We start from the raw sequence: 18,087 nt of genomic DNA on the forward strand, positions 1-18,087 counted from the left end.
CCCAGGTCGCTGCGCCGTCGGCGCCCGCGAACGCGGCTGCTGCCGCTGCAACGGCGCTGCCGCCGTCGGGCGCCGGACCGGGCATCGCAGGCGGTTCGCGGCGAGCAGCCACGGCACCGTCTCACCCCACCGTGTCGATCACGTCCTCGGTCTCCCCGGACGTTACCGGGCGGTCGGTTCCGGTGCCAGGGCCGCCGGTATCGCCAGATCGGGACGGGCGATACCGGCGGCCACCAGGTTCAACGAGCGCGTCCGAGCCGGAATTCCCGCCGTATAACGTCCTATACGGCGGGACTCGGAACGCCAGCACGCCCAGCGCGATCACCGAGAGCAGCACGTAGGAGGACCCGGCAAGGTGCTGCCACCAGGTCCAGTGCCGCTCGACGTCGTGGGTCTGGGGCAGCCACGAGTGCGGTCCGGCGGCGAAGATGGCGAGTACGATCACGGAAACGGTCTTCGAACCACCGCGCCGCACGTGGACCAGCAGCGCGACCGCGCCGGGCAGGATCCAGACCCAGTGGTGGGACCAGCTCACCGGCGACGCGAGCAGCCCGCCCGCGGCGATCGCCAGCAGGGCGGTGACGTCGTCACGGGTGCGGCGGGCCGCCAGCACCGCCAAGACCATCACCGCGGCCGCGAGCGCCGCCCACAACGCCGTGCGGCCGGTGCCCTCGGGCAGCAGCCGCACGAGGACGGCCTGCACGTTCTGGTTGAAGGCGTAGGCGAGACCGCCGATGCGCTCGGGGTCGAACAGGGTCTTCGTCCAGTACTCGACGGTGTCGCCCGGCGCGAGCGCCAGCCCGGCGAGGGCGCAGGCGAGGAAGGAGGCGAACGCGGTGACGGCGGCGCGATACTGGCGCCGGACGAGGAAGAACAGCACGAACACGGCGGGCGTGAGCTTGACGGCGGCCGCGACCCCGATCAGCAGACCGCGCGGCCAGCGCGTGCGGGGCAGCAGGCAGTCGGCGGTGACCAGGGCCATCAGGACCAGGTTGACCTGCCCGAAGCCGATGGTCTGACGGGCGGGCTCGAAGACGAACCACAGCGCGGCGACGCTCATCCCGACGGCGTTCGCGGCGGCCCGGTCCGGCAGGAGACGCCGGGCGGTGATCGTCGTGGTGACCGCCATCGCCGCGGCGGAGGCCAGGGTGACCGCGAACTTCGCGACGTGCCACGGCAGCAGCTGCACCGGCGTGAACACGATCGCGGCGAACGGGGGATAGGTGAACGGCAGCGGCATCCCCGGCACCATCCCCGCGAACCCCGGCGAGTACAGCGGCACGCCGGTGCGCCAGGCCAGTGCCCCGGTGCGATAGACGTGCAGGTCGAGGAACCCCTGGAAGACCAGCACCCACGCGACCACGGACAGCAGCAGGAACGCGGTGGCACCCCAGGTGAGCCGGTGCAGGCGGACGCGCGCGCGGACGGAACCGCTCATCGTGCCCCCCACTCACGACGCGGCCCCCTGCCGCGCCCCCGAAGATCGCCATTCTGGCACGGCCGGTGCGGACGCGACCCGCGGCTGGGGCCGGTGCCGGGTTTGTGCCGGTTCCGTGGCCGGAAAAGGACACAGCCGTGGGACGCGCGCCGGCGCCCTCCCTGGCGTCAGCGCGGGTTCGCGAGAGCCGTGGTGTGGCAGAAGCCGATCGGTCCGGCGGTGTCGTGGAGGGTGCAGTGCCCGACGGCGATCCCGTCCTCGTCGAGGTGCCCGGACGACTCGAGCCCGATCGCGTCCGACAGCGGCAGCCTGCTCAGCGACAACGTGTAGTCGGCGTTGATGAAGTCCAGGCTGTGCTCGCTCGCGTGCGCCAGCGGGCTCGCGGTGTCGGCGGCCAGCGCGGCCCGCACGAACGGCGACAGCGCCTCGCCTGCCACCAGCTCCCGCGACTCGCGCAGCCACGCCCGCCGTTTCCCGGCGCCCCGGGTCGAGGTGAGCGGCTGGTTGTGTTCGTCGAAGCGCCAGATGGCCCAGCCCTGCCTGCGTGGTTCCCACAGCTCTTCGGGCGGTGGGGCGTCCCACGCCGGGGTGGCAGGCACCGGCCCGTGCGGCTGCTCGCCGGTCCGCAGCAGCACGGCGGTCGCCCGCGCGACCAGCCCGTTTTCGGCGTGCACGAGCGCGTCCGCGACGCGGATCCGGCGCCCGTCGCGGATCCGCGTGGTCTCGACCGTGACCGGCGCGAGCGGTGCGTTGCGGAACAGGTCCACGGTCAGCCGGCTGAAGTGCAGGCCCGGCTCCGACTGCTCGCGCTCCAGCGTGCGCGCGGCGAGCCCGCCGAGGAGACGGCCGTGGATCATGGCCGGGTTCCACCAGCTGCGAGACACCCGGCCGGGGTGCAGCTCGTCACCGATTGCCGTGAAGAACGCCTGCTGCTGTTCGGTCTGCGCCACCCGGCGATCTTACGGGCGGCCCGGTCGCCGCGAACCGGTCACGACCGTCACCTCTGGTGGCGAGTTGTGTCGCGAATCGATCACTTCGGCCACATCGGCGCGATCCGTCTGTTTGGATCTCCCGGTTCACCCTCGATCGGAAGGTCGCCATGACGTACCCGCCTCCGCCGGGCCAGTACCCGGCCGCGCCGCCGCCGCACCCCGGCGAGCAGTACCCCAGCATGCAGCCGCCCAGCGGGGGCACCGCCATCACGGCCGGGGTCCTCGCCATCCTCGGCGCCCTGTGGGGTGTCTTCAGCGGGATCGTCGACTTCGGCGCCACCGACCAGGTGGTCGAGGACCTGCAGTGGCTGCTGATCTTCCAGGGCGCGGTCTACCTCATCGAGTTCCTGACCCTGCTGTCCGGCGCGATCCTGTTGTTCCTGCGCAAACCGGCGGGCCGCTGGCTGGTGGTGGCAGGCAGCGTGCTGCACATCGTGCAGGGCATCGTGGTGCTGAGCGTCATCACCTCGGACGACCGGTTCGACGTCGGCGGGGCGGCCGCGATCGGCAGCGGCGTCGGCGGCCTGCTGGTCGTGCTGTCGCCGGCGATCGCCACGCTCGTGCTGGCACTGGTGCCGCTCACCAGGCGGTGGTGCGAGTGGGGCACGCGCAAGCCGCCGCCGCAGCAGCCGGGCTACGGGCAGCAGCCCGGTTACGGCCCTCCGCGGCAGTGGTGAACCGGCTGGAGAAACAATTCCGGGCCGGGTGTCGATCCGCGCCGCCGTCCTTCGACGTGTCTGTGCCAGCAACTTCGGAGGAAGGATCGATCATGGCTCGCATTCCGGTTTCGCAGACGACGCTCACCCCGATCGTGCTCGGTGTGGTGCGGATCGTGGTGGGTGCGTTGTTCGCCTGCCACGGTCTGCAGGGTTTCGGCGCTTTCGGTGGCGTCGACGGGCAGGGCACCGGCGTCCCCTTCGGTCTCTGGCCGGGCTGGTGGGCCAGCGTGATCGAGTTCGCGGGCGGGGCGCTGGTGGCGCTCGGGCTGGGCACGCGGGTGGCGGCGCTGCTGTGCTCGGGCACGATGGCCTACGCCTACTTCACGGTGCACGCGCCGCTGGCCCTGCTGCCGATGCAGAACATGGGGGAGCAGGCCGCGCTCTACGCCTGGCTCTTCCTGCTGATCGGGGTCGCGGGCCCCGGCCGGTTCGCGCTCGCCGGGCTCCGGCGGCGGCGCCCCGCCGCGCGGGAGGAGCGCGTCCCCGCTCAGGTGTGACTCACCGCCGGGTCCTCGTCCCCCAGGATCGGGGACCCGGCGTTCCCCCATGTGGCTACGCCCGGCTCAGCCGCCGAGCTGGGCGGCGCCGAGCGTGTTGAGCACCCGCTCCGGTCCGATTCCGGCGGCCTCCGCCCGCACGGTTCCGTTGCGGAGCCAGTCCAGCTGCCCTGGGGCATGCGCGTCGGTGTCGATGGAGAACACGCAGCCCAGTTCGGCGGCGAGCGTGAGCAGGTCGTCGGGCGGGTCCATCCGTTCGGGGCGGCAGTTGATCTCCACCGCGGTCCCGTTCTCCCGGCACGCGGTGAACACCGCTTCGGCGTCGAATTGCGACTGCGGGCGTCCGCGGCCCACGACGATGCGGCCGGTGCAGTGGCCGAGGATGTCCACCAGTGGGTTGCGCACCGCCGCCAGCATGCGCGCGGTCATCGGCTCGGAGGGCATCCGCAGCTTCGAGTGCACGCTGGCGACCACGACGTCGAGCCGGTCCAGCAGGTCGTCGCGCTGGTCGAGTGAGCCGTCCTCGCGGATGTCCACCTCGATGCCGGTCAGGATCCGGAACGGGGCGAGCTTCTCGTTCAGCTCCGCGATCACGTCGAGCTGCCGCGTCAGCCGCTCCGCGGACAGCCCGTTCGCGACCGTGAGCCGCGGCGAATGGTCGGTGAGCGCGATCCACTCGTGCCCCAGCGCCCGCGCCGCCTCGGCCATCTCCGCGGGCGGGCTGCCGCCGTCGGACCAGTCGGAGTGCGTGTGACAGTCACCCTTCAGCTCACCCCGCAGCCCCGACAGATCCGGCGCGGGCGCCTCCTCGAGCAGTTTCGCCAGGTAACCCGGCTGCTCACCGGCGCACGCCTGCTCGACGACCTGCGCCGTCGCGGGCCCGATGCCCGGCAGGGCTTTCAGGGTGCCCTGCCGGACCCGCGCGGCCAGCTCGCCCGCCGTCAGCTCCTCCACCACCGCCGCGGCCCGCCGGAACGCCCGCACCCGGTAGGTCGGTGCGCCGGCGCGCTCCAGCTCGAACGCGATCTGCCGCAGCGCCTGTACCGGATCCACGACACCACACCTACCGCGCCGCGGCGGGCTTCGCACGGTTTCGGACCGGAGAGGCGTCAGCGGCGCGGCACCTTGATCCCGTACTGCGCGATCTTGCGGTAGACCGTGGCGCGGCTCATCCCCAGCATCGACGCGGCCTGCGCGGCCGTCGTGCCCGGTTTCGTCAGGCAGCGCACGATCTCGTCCCGCTCGACGGACTCGATGCGCGTCAGCCTGCGGCCGGGGCTGGTGAACACTTCGGGCGGCAGGTGGCGGGTGTCGACGACGTCGGCCTTCGCCACGGCTTCGCGCACGATCTGCCGCAGCTGCCGGACGTTGCCGGGCCACGGGTACGCGGTCAGCGCGCGCGAGGCGGCCGGGGTGAAGGTGACCGGCCGTCCCCGGCTCTCCCGCGCGAAGTGCGCGGCCAGCGGAAGGACATCGTCCGGCCGGTATCGCAGCGCCGGGACCTCGACGACGGTGTCGATGAGCGCGCGCAGCGCTTCCGGGACACCGGAGTGGTCCGCGGCGGTCATGACATACGCGCCGCGCGCCGAGGTGAACACCTGCGCGAGCTGCTCGCCCGCGTACGCGGGCAACGCGTCGGTGCCCGAGACGACTACGGTGGTGTCGTCCTTGCCGACCTCCGGAGTCCACAGCGCGAGCCACGACGCGGCGTCCTGCGGTGCGGGCGGCCGGGCGTTGAGGATGCGCTCCCGCGGGCGCAGCGCCCGCCGGGCCATCGAGGCGAGCGCGGCCTTGCCCGCGCCGGGTTCGCCGGTCACGCACACCACCCGGCCGCGGTCCATCGCCTCCCGCGCCTCGGCGAACGCATCGTCCCAGCCCTGGGACAGGGAGATGCCGGGCAACCGGTCGGAGAAGACGCGGAACACCTCGCCGCGCGGCTGCTGCGGCGCGACGTGCCCGTGCGAGCGGGCCAGCATGAGCGCCGCGGTGTTGCCTGCCGCGGACTGGGCCAGCGCGAGCAGCAGTTCCTTCGACGAGCGCGACCACGTGGTCAGGTTGACGCTGCCGACCAGGCGGTTCGTGCCGATCTCGACCACCGGGGCCGCGGCGCAGGTGTAGCCCCACAGGCCGGAGCAGTAGTGCTCCTCCGCGGACACCAGCGTCGGGGCGCGGTCGGCGAGCGCGAGGCCGAGTCCGTTGGTCCCGGCGTCACGCTCCGCGTAGGAGAAGCCGGGGGCGAGGTGGACCCGGTCGAGCGAACGGATGATGGAGGTGTCGTCGCAGAGCCTGCTCAGCACCAGTCCGTCACAGTCGGTCAGCATCAGGCTGACGGGTTCGCTGGCCAGTGTCGCGTGCAGGTCCCGCAGCACCTGCTGGCCGCACTCGTAGAACAGCGATTCGCGGTCGACGGTGCCGGAGAACGCGGGACGCACCGCTTCGGGCGAGACGCCGTACTGTTCGCTGCGCTGCCAGGACGCGGCCAGCCGGGGCGGCAGGACCGCGTGGTCGTCGTGCATGGCCGCCTCCCGTCCGCATCGTCGCGTTCTGGCGAGGCTACCCGCCGATCGCGGCGGACCGGGTGGTTCGCCGTCTCAAAATGAGACGCCACCCCGTCTCACATTGAGACGCCACCGGGCCCCGCCGCGGCCCACGGCTACCTACGGTCACCGGTGAACGTGCCACGGACGTCACGTCAACGGAAGGACCCGGACTGATGTACACCAAGGACGGCGAGAACTACTTCATCGTCGACGCGCACATCGCGCTGTGGGACGCGCGCCCGGAGAACCAGCGCAACATCCACGGCAAGCAGTTCATCGACTGCTTCTACGACTACCACCGCAACCTCAGTCCCGAATCCGAAGTCTGGCCCTACGAGGACTACCTCTACCAGGGCGGGCAGCGCCTGATGAAGGACCTGTTCGAGGACGGCTACGTCGACCACGCGATCTTCCAGCCCGCGCACCTGGGCGCCTTCTACCACAACGGTTTCGGCCAGACCGAGGAAGCCTTCGCGCTCACGCGGGCCAACCCGGACAAGCTCACCTACAACCACTGCTGGGACCCGCGCTACGAACAGGCCGGGCTCGACCAGCTCCGCCGCGACGCCGAACGCTTCGGCCTCAAGGGGTGCAAGCTCTACACCGCGGAGTGGCACGGCGACTCGCGCGGGTACAAACTGGACGACTACTGGTCCCGCAAGTACCTGGAAACCGCGCAGGAACTCGGCATCCGCAACATCCACGTCCACAAGGGACCGACGATCCGGCCGCTGGACCGGGACGCCTTCGACGTCGCCGACGTCGACAAGGTCGCCACCGACTTCACCGAACTGAACTTCGTCGTCGAGCACTGTGGTCTGCCCCGGCTGGAGGACTTCTGCTGGATCGCCACCCAGGAGCCCAACGTCCACGCCGGACTCGCCGTCGCGATCCCGTTCATGCACACGCGGCCGCGGTACTTCGCGCAGATCATCGGTGAGCTGTTGTACTGGCTGGACGAGGACCGCATCCAGTTCTCCAGCGACTACGCGCTCTGGACGCCGCGCTGGCTGATCGAGACCTTCGTCGACTTCCAGATCCCGGAGGACATGACCGAGTACGCGCCGCTGACGACCGCGCAGAAGAAGAAGATCCTCGGGCTCAACGCCGCCGCGATGTACGACATCCCGGTCCCCGCCGAACTGCAGCTCCCGCGCGAGGAGCCGCAGGCCGTGGCGGTGGCGTGATGGTCACCGAAGAACAGGCCCGCCGCGCGCTGGACACCGTGATCGACCCGGAGCTGGACGAGCCGATCACCGACCTCGGGTTCGTGCGGTCGCTGGAGATCTCCGGCGCCGGGTTGACCGTGCACCTGCGCCTGCCGACGTCGTTCTGCTCCCCGAACTTCGCCTACCTCATGGCTTCCGACGCCCGGGACGCGCTGTCCGCGCTGCCCGGCGCGGACGAGGTGGCGGTGTTCCTCGACGACCACCACGATTCGGACCTCATCAACCGCGGCTTGGCCGCCGACGCCGGCTACCGCGGCACCTTCGGCGACGAGGCCGAGGAAAGCCTGGACGAGCTGCGCGCGATCTTCCGCCGCAAGGCGCACACCGCGGCGATGGAGCGGGTCCTCACCGCGATGCTGCGGGCGGGGCTGCCCGAGGAGAAGCTGCACGACGTCGTCCTCGGGGATCTGCCGCCCGGCTCGTCGACCGCGGCGCTACTGCGGCGACGCGAAGCACTCGGCCTGAGCACGGAACCGTCCTCGCCCGTGCTCGTCGACGACGAGGGAAACCAGTACCCGCGCGAAGAAGTGCCGCTGCGGCTGCGGATGGCGCGGTCGGTGCGCATTTCGATCGAGGGCAACGCCCATTTCTGCCGCGGCCTGCTCCGGACGCGTTATCCGGAGTCCGGGGCGGACCAGTCACCCGTGAAGGAGAAAGTGTCGTGAAGGCAGTCCAGGTCGTGGGGTACCACGAGAACCTGCGCATGACGGAGGTGCCGGAGCCGCGGGTGACCGGGCCGTGGGACGTGGTCGTGAAGATCGGCGGCGCCGGGGTGTGCCGCACCGACATCCACATCCTCGAAGGGCAGTGGGCGGAGAAGTCCGGCGTCACCCTGCCCTACACGATCGGTCACGAGAACGCCGGATGGGTGCACGCCGTCGGCAGCGCGGTCACCAACGTGGCGGAAGGCGACAAGGTGATCGTGCACCCGCTGATCACCTGCGGGCTGTGCGCGGCGTGCCGCTCGGGTGACGACGTGCACTGCGCCACGAGCGCGTTCCCCGGCATCGACACCCACGGCGGGTACGCGGAGTATCTGAAGACGTCGGCCCGCAGCGTCGTGAAGATCGACGATTCGCTGGAACCCGCGGACGTCGCGGCGCTGGCCGACGCCGGGCTCACGGCCTACCACGCGGCGGCGAAGGCGGCGCGGCGGTTGCGGCCGGGGGACCGGTGCTTGGTGATCGGCGCGGGCGGCCTCGGGCACATCGGCATCCAGGTGCTCAAGGCGCTGACCGCGGCGGAACTGGTCGTGGTGGACCGCAATCCGGACGCGGTGAAGCTGGCCGTGTCGATCGGTGCGGACCACGGGGTGGTCGCCGAGGGCGGGTACGTCGAGGAGGTGCTGGAGCTGACCGGCGGCGCCGGGGCCGAGGTGGTGCTGGACTTCGTCGGCGAGGGCGGCGCGACGCGGGACGGGGTCGCGATGCTGCGCCGGGCCGGGGACTACCACGTGGTCGGGTACGGCGAGAACATCGACGTGCCCACGATCGACATCATTTCCGCCGAGATCAACTTCATCGGCAATCTCGTCGGGTCCTACACCGACCTGTGCGAGCTGATGGTGCTGGCGGCGCAGGACAAGGTCCGGCTGCACACCGCGAAGTACCCGCTGGAGCGGTTCCAGGACGCGCTGGACGACCTCGGTGCGGGCCGCATCCGGGGGCGGGCGATCCTCACCCCCTGACCGCTCGTGCTCCCGTCCGTGGCCCCGCCCCGTGCGGGCGGGCCGGACGGGGCACGTTCGTCGTGCTCCTGCTTCGAACGGGTTTGCCGGTATCAGGTTGTTGATATGACGTTCGAGTGGGGAGAAGACATGAACACACCCACTGCCGCGGGCACCCGCGTCCGCACCCTCCGGATCGACTCCGCCGGGACGGTCGAGGTCACCGACGACGACACGACCAGGTGATGCTGCCCACCCATCCCGGCTTCGGTGGCGCCCCCAATGACCGACGTGAGCGGCCTGTCGCGGGCCGAAATCGCGGCGTACTCGTTCCACGATCCGAGCAAGGCGCCCGTTCCGCCCGCCGCCGGTGAACCCGGCCCGAGCCCGGACGTCCTGGCCCTGATCGGGTACACCGGTCCCATCATGACCGACCCGACGCTGGCCGGACGCCTCGCGACCGTGGATCTTCCGGTGCGGGTGCTGTGGGGTGAAAGCGACCGCATCGTCGGCCCGGGCTACGGCAGGGCCTACGCCGCGGCCATCCCGGCCTCGACGTTCACCCTGCTGCCCCGCGCCGGTCACCTGCCGCAGGCCGAGGCGCCCGAGGAAACGCTCGCCGCGCTGCTCGGCGAGCACTGACCGCCTGCCGCGCCCGGTGCTCCCGGATGTCGGCGATCATGCGGAGCCGTGGGTGTCGAGCACGTCTGGGACGTGACGTCCGGCGATATCAGTTGCAGCGTCGCAACCGCCGTCGTTGCAGCAGGTCGGGCTCGCGGTGAAGCGGCTGCAGTGGCGGCACCACCGCGAGGCCAACCGGCGGCTGTCCGCGCTCGGCGGGCTTTCCCTGGTGCAGTGGGACGTTCTCCGGCACCTGCACCCAGCGGCCGGACGCCACGCTGCACGCCTTGGCGGAACTGACCTTCCAGACCGATCAGTCGATGGGGACACTCGCCAGGCGGATGATCGACCGGGGGTTGCTCCGGCGGGCGGACGGGCCCGGCCGGGCCCGTCCGGCACGAGCTGACCGACGAGGGTGAGCGCGCCTACGAAGCCGGGTCAAGCATTCTGGACGCGGTCCTGTCCGAATCGCTTGGCACGCTGACCGGTGCCGAGCGGGTCGTCCTGCACGACCTCCTGCTCAAAGCCGCCCACTGTGGGCGGAGCGACCAGCGCGGCTGACGGTCCTGGTTCCGGCGGCACGGGGGACCGGGTCACCGGATTTCGAGTGCCCCTCCTCAAGAACGGCAAGAATGCCGCCGTGATCCACGTGGCGCGGAACAAGGTGTCGTTCATGGTGTTTGAGGCCGGGGACATCGAACCCGTCAAGGGCGTCCTGAGATCCCTGGGCAACGGCGACCGCAAGGCCGCCGACTTCGCCGAGGGCCAGGACGTCGGCTACGACCTGCTCGCCGGGGTGCTCGCCAGGACCAGCGGCAAGCTCTGACCGTCCTCCTGGCCGCCCATCGCGCCGAGAACCCTTTCCGCGTCACGAAAACACGCCTCGCCCTCGCGGGAGCGCCAGCTGCGAGCCCGGAGCCGCGCCCAGGGAGCGGACGGGAGCGGCAAACACGCCGCCGGGAGCGGCCAACACGCCGCCGGGAGCGGCCAACACGGTGCCGGGAGCGGCAAACACGCCGCGGCGAGCGGCGTGTTGGCCGCTCCGGTTGGTGTGTTTGCTCTTCCGGGGTGCCACTCACCCACGTAACCCCAGCTGCCCAGCTGGCCGCCGCTACCGGGGGGCCGGGCCGGTTCGTCGCTGGCACACCAGCCGCGGGCGTGGCGCGCGGTTGACAAGTGGGCGAGCGCCCATTAAAAATGGGCAGGCGGTCACTTTAGCGCCGCCACGAACGGGAAGGTGTGTCCATGGGGGTTGCAGCAATGACGGATGTGCTGGTCGTCGGTGCCGGGCCGGTGGGGCTCACCCTGGCGTGCGACCTCGCCCGCCGCGACGTCCGGGTGCGGATCATCGACCGTGCCACCGCGTATCCGGCTGGGACGCGGGCTCGCGGTGTCCGGGCCCGCACCCAGGAGGTGTTCGAGGACCTCGGCGTGCTCGGCCGACTGGCCGGGCACGCCGAGCCGCCGCTTCCCACGCGTTTCCACGACGCGCAGGGGAACGTGGTGCGCGAGGCGGTCATGTACGACGCACCGCCGGTGCCCGGCGCGCCCTATCCGGGCAGCCTGATGGTGGGGCAGCAGTTCACCGAGGCCGTCCTGCGCGAGAAGCTGGAATCGCTGGGCGTCCGGGTGGAACTCGGCACCGAACTGGTCCGGCTCGGACAAGATCGTGAGCACGTCAGGGCATCCGTCCGGATCGACGGGCAACGCCGGGACATCCGGGCGCGCTACCTCGTCGGATGCGACGGCGGCGGCAGTACCGTCCGCAAGGAGGCGGGGATCAGCTTCCTCGGCGAAACCCGGGAGCGGCAGCGGATGCTGTTCGGCAACCTCCAGGTCGACGGGCTGGATGCGTCGGTCGCGCACATGTGGGCGAACGGCCCCGGCGGGATGCTGACCCTGGTCCCGATGCCGAGCAGTGGCACGTGGTTCTTCACGGCGCCGCTGCCACCGGAGGGCGGTCCGGAGCAGGTCTCGGTGGACACGTTCGCGGACATCTTCGCGGAGCGGGTCGGGCTGCCCGGAGTGCATTTCCGTGACGCGATCTACCTCTCGGTGTATCAGGTCAACATTCGCATGGTCGACCGGTACCGCGACGGCCGTGTCCTCCTGGCGGGGGACAGCGCCCACGTGCACACGCCGGCGGGCGGACAGGGCATGAACACCGGAATCCAGGATGCCTACAACCTCGGCTGGAAACTGGCGAACGTCCTGCGCGGGGCGCCCGATCCGCTGCTGGACACCTATGCGGAGGAGCGCCTGCCGATCGCCGAGCACGTGCTGGCCTCGACCACGGCCCGGGGCAGGTTCTGGAGCGGCAGCGACTCCGCGCGGGTGTCGGAGCGCATCGTCGGCGCGTTCCAGGGCCGGGATCCGTTCAGCGACGTCAGCCAGCTGAGCATCACCTACCGGGGCGCCGGCCTGGCCCGCGAGCTGGACGACGCGATCGGCATCCGCGCCGGCGACCGGGCCCCGGACGCCTGCTGCGCCGACGCGTCGACCGGCGAGCGGGTGCGGTTGTTCGATCTGTTCCGCGGCACGCATTTCACGCTGCTCGTCTTCGGTTCCCGGCCCGTGCCGCGGATCAGCGGCGAAGTCCACGTGCATCGCATTCTCCCCGCGGGAGGCCAGGACGGCGACGGGGAGAACGTGCTCGTCGACCCGGCGGGGGAGGCGCACGGCCTCTACCAGGTCGACGGCGACGGTCTCGTGCTGGTCCGTCCCGACGGCTACATCGCGCTCACCGGAGGCAGCTGGGACGACGATTCGGTGTCCGGCTACCTCGAACACGTGATGGGCGGCCAAGCGTTGACCGCCGCAGGTTGATCGCCCTCGGCGAACCCGCCACGCTCAGGGCGAACATCGCTGCCGCCCGGCCGTTGTGCCGCTTACGTTCGGGAGCATGACTCTGCGAATCCTCCCGTCGGCCAGTGCTTCGGCGTCGCTGGACGACTCGGTGTACGAACAGCTGCTGCGTGACCGGATCGTGTTCCTCGGCTCCGAGGTGACCGACGCCGTCGCCAACCGGATCACCGCCCAGCTGCTGTTGCTGGCGGCCGACGACCCGCGCAAGGACATCACCTTCTACATCAACTCGCCGGGCGGTTCGGTCACCGCGGGCATGGCGATCTACGACACGATGCGGCTGGTGCAGCCGGACGTGTCGACATGGGGGCTGGGCTTCGTGGCGTCGATGGGGCAGTTCCTGCTGTCGTCGGGGACGCCGGGAAAGCGCTATCTGCTGCCGAACACGCGCATCGTGATGCACCAGCCGTCGGCGGGCATCGGCGGGGAGGCGACCGACATCGCGATCCAGGCTGAGGTCTTCGGCAGGATGAAGCGCCGCCTCGCGGAAATCACCGCGCGGCAGACGGGCCAGCCGGTGGAGCGCATCACGGCGGACGCGGACCGCGACCGCTGGTTCGACGCGGAAGAGGCGCTGGCGTACGGATTCGTGGACCACATCGTGGGAGCGGGGGAGGAGGCGGTGAGCGCGTAGGCTCCATTGTGGCTCGTCGCGGCCGCGTTGTCCCGCGTCTTGACGGATTCTTGGCGCGGACGTCAACGTCGCGTTCGGAAAACGGCAAGAGTGCCTCCGTCGCGGCCGAATCCGCGGTGCACTCGGGGTTATGCGCAACGTTCTGCCCGGCGCCGCCGGTTTCCCACTCGGCTGTGCGGCCGCCACGGTCGCGGTGATGGTCGCGGTCTTCGCCGGTGCCACCACCCATCCGGGGGTTTCCCTCGCCGCGCTGCTCGCGGTGGCCGCCGTGCTGGCCGCGTTGACGACGGTCGCCGCGGCGCTCGGGACCGCGGTCGTGGGCTGGGGACTGCATTCCGGGTTCGTGCTCGGCAGGGCGGGCGCGCTCGTGTTCACCGGTCCGGCGTGGATCGCGCTCGCCGCCCTGACGGGGACGGTCCCGACCGTGGCGCTGGTGGCAGCGGTCGTCGATCACCGGCGGCGCGCGCTACCGGCGGGTAAGGTGACGGCATGGGTGTCGCCGCCGAGGAACGTCGTCAGTTGAGCCTGCTGCTGGACCGGACCGGGCCCGACGCGCCCACCCTGTGCGAGGGGTGGCTGACCCGGGACCTGGCCGCGCACCTGGTCGTGCGCGAGAGCCGCCCGGACGCCGCGCTCGGCATTCTCCTCCCGCCGCTGGCCGCCTACACCCAGCGCGTGCAGGACGGGATTGCCGCGCAGCCGTGGGCCCGGCTCGTCGACCGCGTCCGCAGGGGGCCCGCGTGGTACTGGCCGACGTCGATCGGCGCACTGGACGAACTCACCAACAGCGCCGAGTTCCTGGTGCACCACGAGGACGTCCGCCGCGGCCGGCCCGGCTGGGAACCACGTCCGGCCGACCCGGTCCGCGACGCCGCCGCCTGGAACGCCGCCCGCCGCACGGGCAAACTGAGCCTGCGCAAGGTGCCGGTCGGCGTCCGGCTGCGCACCACCGACGGACGGGAGACGGTCGCCAAGAGCGGCGCCGAGGAGGTCACGGTCACCGGCGATCCGGTCGAGCTGCTGCTGTTCGTCTTCGGCCGCGACGCGGTGCAGGTCTCCTTCGACGGCGATCCGGGTGCCGTCGACCGCCTGCAGGCCGCGGGGCGCGGGATCTAGCGCTGACCCGCGGCCGGCGCCCGTTCCAGCAGGTGTTCCAGCAGCGTCGACAGCACGTTCTTCGCCGGTTCGCGACGGCGGGCGTCGCAGTGGATCACGGGGATCCGGTCGTCCAGGTCGAGTGCCTCGCGGACCTCGCGTGCGCTGTAGAGCGGGGCGTTGTCGAAGCAGTTGACGCCGACCACGAACGGCAGGCCGCGGTGCTCGAAGAAGTCCACGGCGGGGAAACTGCTGTCCAGCCGCCGCGTATCGGCCAGCACCACCGCGCCCAGCGCGCCCCGCGCGAGCTCGTCCCACATGAACCAGAACCGCTGCTGCCCCGGCGTGCCGAACAGGTACAGCACGAGGTCCGCGTTCAGGGTGATCCGCCCGAAGTCGATCGCCACCGTGGTGGTGGTCTTGTCCGCCAGTCCATCCAGATCGTCCACACCGGACGAGAGGTCGGACAGGACCTCTTCGGTGCGCAGCGGGCGGATTTCGCTGACCGCCCCCACGAGCGTCGTCTTGCCGACGCCGAACCCGCCCGCGACGAGGATCTTCACCGCCGAACCCAGCCGGGGGTCACAGTCTTCGGATGCCATCAAGGACCGCCTGGAGGAGTTCCCGGTTCGGGGCCGCCGTCGCCGGAGGCGGTGGCCGGTGGATGAGGTAGCCACGGTCGATCAGGTCGGACAACATCACCTTCACCACCATCAGCGGCAGGTTCATCAGCGCGGACACCTCCGCCACCGAGCACGGCCGCGTGCACAGCCGTACGATCCGCGCGTGTTCGGGGCTCACGGCCTCGCGCACGCGGTCGGTGACCGCGACCACGAGCGTGATCAGTTCCAGATCGCCACGGGCCGGCCTGCTGCGGCCGCCGGTGAGGAAGTACGGCCGGACAAGGGGGCCGGCCGCGTCGTCGGGACTCATCGCGGACCTGCTCATCGCGAGTCATGGGCCCCGCCGTTCACGGCCTCGGCGACGGGACGCGGCGGCGCCGACAGGGTGGTGCCGACGCGTTTGACCAGGCGGTTCATCTCGTAGGCGACCAGGCCCAGATCGGCCTCGCGCTCCGCGAGCGTGGCCAGGCAGGCGCCCCGCCCCGCCGCCATCACGAACAGGAACACGTTGTCCATCTCGATCAGCGTCTGCCGCACGCCGCCCCCGTCGAAGTGGCGCGCGGTGCCGCGGGACAGGCTCTGGAACGCCGAGGCCACGGCGGACAGGTGCTCACCGTCCTCATCGGACAGATCACGGGATCGGCCCATCAGCAGCCCGTCGGCGGACAGCAGCACCGCCCGGTCGACGGGGGCCACCCGGCCGACGAAGTCGTCGAGCAGCCAGTTGAGGTCCTGGGTCCTACTGGGATGGTCCACTTCTCGTTTCTCCTCTCGCGGGCCACGGGTCGTCGTCGGCACGCCCGCGCCGGGTGCCGTCCTGGTAGGCCGTCATCAGGTTCCGCGCGCGCACGGCCGTGGTCTCGGTGTCGCCCGCGCCAGTGTCCGGTTCCGGTTCGGTGAGCAGCTGCGGGGCGAGACTCGCTCGGCGGCGCCGTTTCGGCAGCGGCGGCCGTTCACCGTCGGCGGGTGGTTCGGCCGCGGGCCAGTTCCGCCGCGGCGGCGGTTCCGGTTCCGCGCTGCGGCTTTCCGGTACGGCCACCGGCAGATGGTCGAACCACTCGGCGGGCGGGTTGCCGTCACCCGCGGCGAGCGCCGAGTTGGGGATCAGCACGACCGCGCGGATCCCGCCGTAGGAGGACTCCACCAGCGACACCCGGATCGAGTGCCGCCGCGCGAGGCGGGCCACCACGAAGAATCCGATGCGTGTGTCCGACGTCAGCGCCATCACGCCGAAGTCGGGCGGATCGCGGAACATCGCGTTGAGGCGGGCGCACTCCTCCTCCGGCATGCCCAGCCCCTGATCGTCGATCTCCACGACCGCGCCCTTGCCGACCGGGTTGCCGCGCACCTCGATGCGCGATTCCGGCGGCGAGAACGAGATCGCGTTGTCGGCCAGTTCGGCGAGCAGGTGCACGAGGTCGGCGACCGCCCGGCCGAGCACCGGCAGCTCGGGCACGGTGCCGAAGGTGATCCGGTTGTACTGCTCGGTTTCGGCGACCGCGCTGCGCACGATGTCCAGCAGCGGCACCGGGTCCCGCCACTGGCGGGTCAGCTGCCCGCCGCCGAGGATGATCAGGTTCTCGGCGTTGCGGCGCTCACGCGTGCTCAGGTGGTCCAGCTGGTAGAGCAGCTCCACCTGGTCCGGGTCGTCGGCGCCGCGCTCGGCCCGGTCGAGCACCTGCAGCTGCCGGTGCACGACGGCCTGGCTGCGCCGTGCGATGTTGAGGAACACCTGGTTGGTGCCCTCCCGCAGGCGCGCCTCGGCAACGGCGGCCGCGACCGCGCTGCGCTGGGCTGTGCCGAACGCGGTGGCGACCTCGCCGACCTCGTCGCCGCCGTAGTCCAGCGCCGGGACCTCGCGTGTCACGTCGACCTGCTCACCGAGCCGGATCCGGTCCAGCACGCGCGGCAGACGGCGGTCGGCCTCGACGGTGTCACGGTGCAGGCGGCGCAGGCGACGGACCAGATCGTTGCCCATCCGCACGGCCAGCAGCAGCACGACGAGCGCGAGCAGCAGGCTCGCGGCCGCGATCACGATCGACCGGAGCAGCGCGTCATCGGCCGAAACCCGTTCCGTGCCCGCGGCCAGCGCGCCGAGGTCACCGAGCCCGAGCGCGCTGATCGCGGCCGAGGAGCGCTGGGCGGCGCCGGTCCACTCCCGCGCGGTCACCGGCAGGGAGGGCGCGGTGGTCGCCGAGGCCGAGCGCGGGTCGAAGCCCTGCCGGATCACCGAATCCTCGACGCGTCCGAGCAGCGCCCACTCCGGTGAGGCGAGCAGCGCCGTGACCTTGTCGCGCTGGGCCTGCGGCAGCCGGTCCCGCAGGGCGAGCAAATCGACGTGGTAGGCGCGGGTGAGCAGGTTGAACTCATCGAGTTCGGCGGCGGTCAGACCATTGTCCTGGTAGGCCGCCGACGCGAGGGCGTGGCTGCGTTCGAGCCAGTCGGACACCGCCATCAGCGCCGAGGCGGTGGAGCGCTGCAGCGCGACGTCCCGGTAGGTCGAGTCCTGGCCGATGGCGTCGGCGGCGACGATCATCGCGTCGGCGATCGAGTTGTAGGTCGCGGAGACCTCCTCGCGGGAGGACTGGCCCTCGTCGAGGCGCTGCCGGATCACCGGCACCTGGCCCATGGACGCGACGAACCGCCCGATGGCGGCACGCGCCCGCGGCGGCACCGCGCCGGCGACCTCGGTCGAGATGGCCCCGAACCGCGTCATCAGCTGCGTGAACCCGGCGCGGGCGCGGTCCAGGGCGGCCCGGTTCTCGACGGTCGGCGCCGCGGCGACGGCCAGGCTGGCGCGGCGCTCCTCGGTCATCAGCGGCATGAACGGCACGGCCATGCTGTACCCGCGGCTGAGCAGCTCCGCGTCCTCGCGTTGCTGCACCGCACGCAGGATCAGGAACGTGTTGATGCCGATGCCCGCGGCCAGCAGCACCACGCTCGGAATGAGCGCGATCGTCAGCACGCGCACCCGCAGGGAAATGCGTTTCGATGATTTTCTCGACAATGATCCGGGCACTTCTTGGCCTTTCGACAACGGCCCCGGAAAGGTGCCGCCGTCGTGCGATCGGAGGAGTCTCAGGGGGTCGAACGGTGTACAGGTCTATCCCACGGATGCCGTCCGAGTCCAGACTTCCGACCCAGTTGCCCCCCTGCTACTTTGCGCTA

19 protein-coding genes are annotated in these 18,087 nt (G+C 71.4%); 11 read left to right on the forward strand and 8 right to left on the reverse strand.

Features of this window, described 5'->3' with window-relative positions:
• Positions 1 to 121: 121 nt before the first annotated feature.
• Together HNR02_RS22745 and HNR02_RS22750 are read right to left on the reverse strand one after the other, a co-directional pair.
• Entirely contained in the window at positions 122 to 1,438 is a 1,317-nt protein-coding gene (locus HNR02_RS22745; protein ID WP_179775155.1) for a glycosyltransferase 87 family protein, read from the reverse strand.
• 167 nt (positions 1,439 to 1,605) lie between these two features.
• Positions 1,606 to 2,388: a thioesterase family protein gene (locus tag HNR02_RS22750; RefSeq protein WP_179775156.1), complete on the reverse strand. Its 783-nt coding sequence runs from the start codon at positions 2,386 to 2,388 to the stop codon at positions 1,606 to 1,608.
• Positions 2,389 to 2,537: 149 nt separating this feature from the next.
• Between HNR02_RS22750 and HNR02_RS22755 the strand changes: the two genes are divergently transcribed.
• On the forward strand, positions 2,538 to 3,107 hold the full coding sequence (locus tag HNR02_RS22755) for a hypothetical protein (RefSeq protein WP_179775157.1): 570 nt from the start codon (positions 2,538 to 2,540) through the stop codon (positions 3,105 to 3,107).
• A 92-nt stretch (positions 3,108 to 3,199) separates the two neighbouring features.
• Positions 3,200 to 3,646, forward strand: coding sequence for a DoxX family protein (locus HNR02_RS22760; RefSeq protein ID WP_179775158.1), 447 nt, complete (start codon positions 3,200 to 3,202; stop codon positions 3,644 to 3,646).
• 66 nt (positions 3,647 to 3,712) lie between these two features.
• Here the strand turns inward: HNR02_RS22760 and HNR02_RS22765 are convergent, their stop codons facing one another.
• Both HNR02_RS22765 and HNR02_RS22770 read right to left on the reverse strand, forming a co-directional pair.
• A complete protein-coding gene (locus tag HNR02_RS22765) occupies positions 3,713 to 4,699 on the reverse strand; it encodes a PHP domain-containing protein (protein WP_179775159.1) in 987 nt (328 codons plus the stop codon).
• Between the two features lie 56 nt (positions 4,700 to 4,755).
• On the reverse strand, positions 4,756 to 6,162 hold the full coding sequence (locus tag HNR02_RS22770) for an AAA-type ATPase lid domain-containing protein (protein ID WP_179775160.1): 1,407 nt from the start codon (positions 6,160 to 6,162) through the stop codon (positions 4,756 to 4,758).
• A 197-nt stretch (positions 6,163 to 6,359) separates the two neighbouring features.
• On the opposite strand from HNR02_RS22770, the gene HNR02_RS22775 reads away from it, so the two are divergent.
• The 9 genes from HNR02_RS22775 (at position 6,360) to HNR02_RS22815 (ending at position 14,317) form a co-directional block, all read left to right on the forward strand.
• Complete coding sequence (locus tag HNR02_RS22775) at positions 6,360 to 7,373, forward strand: amidohydrolase family protein (RefSeq protein ID WP_179775161.1); 1,014 nt, start codon at positions 6,360 to 6,362, stop codon at positions 7,371 to 7,373.
• On the forward strand, positions 7,373 to 8,080 hold the full coding sequence (locus HNR02_RS22780) for an iron-sulfur cluster assembly protein (RefSeq protein ID WP_179775162.1): 708 nt from the start codon (positions 7,373 to 7,375) through the stop codon (positions 8,078 to 8,080). Before HNR02_RS22775 ends, HNR02_RS22780 begins: the two co-directional genes overlap by 1 nt.
• Positions 8,077 to 9,102, forward strand: a complete 1,026-nt coding sequence (locus HNR02_RS22785; protein WP_179775163.1) for an NAD(P)-dependent alcohol dehydrogenase — start codon at positions 8,077 to 8,079, stop codon at positions 9,100 to 9,102. Before HNR02_RS22780 ends, HNR02_RS22785 begins: the two co-directional genes overlap by 4 nt.
• Before the next feature lie 261 nt (positions 9,103 to 9,363).
• The gene (locus tag HNR02_RS22790; RefSeq protein ID WP_246338617.1) at positions 9,364 to 9,723 is read left to right on the forward strand and encodes an alpha/beta fold hydrolase; all 360 of its coding nucleotides are present in this window, start codon (positions 9,364 to 9,366) and stop codon (positions 9,721 to 9,723) included.
• Between the two features lie 652 nt (positions 9,724 to 10,375).
• Positions 10,376 to 10,528, forward strand: coding sequence for a hypothetical protein (locus HNR02_RS22795; protein WP_179775164.1), 153 nt, complete (start codon positions 10,376 to 10,378; stop codon positions 10,526 to 10,528).
• 419 nt (positions 10,529 to 10,947) lie between these two features.
• Entirely contained in the window at positions 10,948 to 12,528 is a 1,581-nt protein-coding gene (locus HNR02_RS22800; protein ID WP_179775165.1) for an FAD-dependent monooxygenase, read from the forward strand.
• A 76-nt stretch (positions 12,529 to 12,604) separates the two neighbouring features.
• On the forward strand, positions 12,605 to 13,201 hold the full coding sequence (locus HNR02_RS22805; RefSeq protein WP_179775166.1) for a ClpP family protease: 597 nt from the start codon (positions 12,605 to 12,607) through the stop codon (positions 13,199 to 13,201).
• Positions 13,202 to 13,331: 130 nt separating this feature from the next.
• Positions 13,332 to 13,724 carry a hypothetical protein gene (locus HNR02_RS22810; protein ID WP_179775167.1) on the forward strand — a complete coding sequence of 131 codons (393 nt, stop codon included), beginning with the start codon at positions 13,332 to 13,334 and terminating at the stop codon, positions 13,722 to 13,724.
• Positions 13,691 to 14,317: a TIGR03085 family metal-binding protein gene (locus HNR02_RS22815; protein WP_179775168.1), complete on the forward strand. Its 627-nt coding sequence runs from the start codon at positions 13,691 to 13,693 to the stop codon at positions 14,315 to 14,317. Before HNR02_RS22810 ends, HNR02_RS22815 begins: the two co-directional genes overlap by 34 nt.
• Here HNR02_RS22815 and HNR02_RS22820 read toward each other — a convergent pair.
• From HNR02_RS22820 to HNR02_RS22835, 4 genes are read right to left on the reverse strand one after another with little or no spacing between them, the layout of a single operon-like run.
• Positions 14,314 to 14,898 carry a GTP-binding protein gene (locus HNR02_RS22820; RefSeq protein WP_179775169.1) on the reverse strand — a complete coding sequence of 195 codons (585 nt, stop codon included), beginning with the start codon at positions 14,896 to 14,898 and terminating at the stop codon, positions 14,314 to 14,316. The two genes, HNR02_RS22815 and HNR02_RS22820, sit on opposite strands and share 4 nt — an antisense overlap.
• The gene (locus HNR02_RS22825; RefSeq protein WP_246338618.1) at positions 14,879 to 15,229 is read right to left on the reverse strand and encodes a DUF742 domain-containing protein; all 351 of its coding nucleotides are present in this window, start codon (positions 15,227 to 15,229) and stop codon (positions 14,879 to 14,881) included. Before HNR02_RS22825 ends, HNR02_RS22820 begins: the two co-directional genes overlap by 20 nt.
• Before the next feature lie 11 nt (positions 15,230 to 15,240).
• Positions 15,241 to 15,675, reverse strand: coding sequence for a roadblock/LC7 domain-containing protein (locus HNR02_RS22830; RefSeq protein WP_179775171.1), 435 nt, complete (start codon positions 15,673 to 15,675; stop codon positions 15,241 to 15,243).
• Entirely contained in the window at positions 15,659 to 17,926 is a 2,268-nt protein-coding gene (locus HNR02_RS22835) for a sensor histidine kinase (protein WP_179775172.1), read from the reverse strand. Before HNR02_RS22835 ends, HNR02_RS22830 begins: the two co-directional genes overlap by 17 nt.
• Positions 17,927 to 18,087: the final 161 nt, after the last annotated feature.

Origin of the sequence: Amycolatopsis endophytica, from assembly GCF_013410405.1 — a bacterium.
GTDB lineage: Bacteria > Actinomycetota > Actinomycetes > Mycobacteriales > Pseudonocardiaceae > Amycolatopsis_E > Amycolatopsis_E endophytica.

What these genes read in the sequence shown, in the direction of transcription:
- HNR02_RS22745 (WP_179775155.1), bottom strand. Translation starts at nt 1,438, where the DNA reads ATGAGCGGTTCCGTCCGCGCGCGCGTCCGCCTGCACCGGCTCACCTGG.
- HNR02_RS22755 (WP_179775157.1), top strand. Translation starts at nt 2,538, where the DNA reads ATGACGTACCCGCCTCCGCCGGGCCAGTACCCGGCCGCGCCGCCGCCG.
- HNR02_RS22760 (WP_179775158.1), top strand. Translation starts at nt 3,200, where the DNA reads ATGGCTCGCATTCCGGTTTCGCAGACGACGCTCACCCCGATCGTGCTC.
- HNR02_RS22770 (WP_179775160.1), bottom strand. Translation starts at nt 6,162, where the DNA reads ATGCACGACGACCACGCGGTCCTGCCGCCCCGGCTGGCCGCGTCCTGG.
- HNR02_RS22775 (WP_179775161.1), top strand. Translation starts at nt 6,360, where the DNA reads ATGTACACCAAGGACGGCGAGAACTACTTCATCGTCGACGCGCACATC.
- HNR02_RS22780 (WP_179775162.1), top strand. Translation starts at nt 7,373, where the DNA reads ATGGTCACCGAAGAACAGGCCCGCCGCGCGCTGGACACCGTGATCGAC.
- HNR02_RS22790 (WP_246338617.1), top strand. Translation starts at nt 9,364, where the DNA reads ATGACCGACGTGAGCGGCCTGTCGCGGGCCGAAATCGCGGCGTACTCG.
- HNR02_RS22795 (WP_179775164.1), top strand. Translation starts at nt 10,376, where the DNA reads ATGGTGTTTGAGGCCGGGGACATCGAACCCGTCAAGGGCGTCCTGAGA.
- HNR02_RS22800 (WP_179775165.1), top strand. Translation starts at nt 10,948, where the DNA reads ATGGGGGTTGCAGCAATGACGGATGTGCTGGTCGTCGGTGCCGGGCCG.
- HNR02_RS22805 (WP_179775166.1), top strand. Translation starts at nt 12,605, where the DNA reads ATGACTCTGCGAATCCTCCCGTCGGCCAGTGCTTCGGCGTCGCTGGAC.
- HNR02_RS22810 (WP_179775167.1), top strand. Translation starts at nt 13,332, where the DNA reads ATGCGCAACGTTCTGCCCGGCGCCGCCGGTTTCCCACTCGGCTGTGCG.
- HNR02_RS22815 (WP_179775168.1), top strand. Translation starts at nt 13,691, where the DNA reads ATGGGTGTCGCCGCCGAGGAACGTCGTCAGTTGAGCCTGCTGCTGGAC.
- HNR02_RS22820 (WP_179775169.1), bottom strand. Translation starts at nt 14,898, where the DNA reads ATGGCATCCGAAGACTGTGACCCCCGGCTGGGTTCGGCGGTGAAGATC.
- HNR02_RS22825 (WP_246338618.1), bottom strand. Translation starts at nt 15,229, where the DNA reads ATGAGTCCCGACGACGCGGCCGGCCCCCTTGTCCGGCCGTACTTCCTC.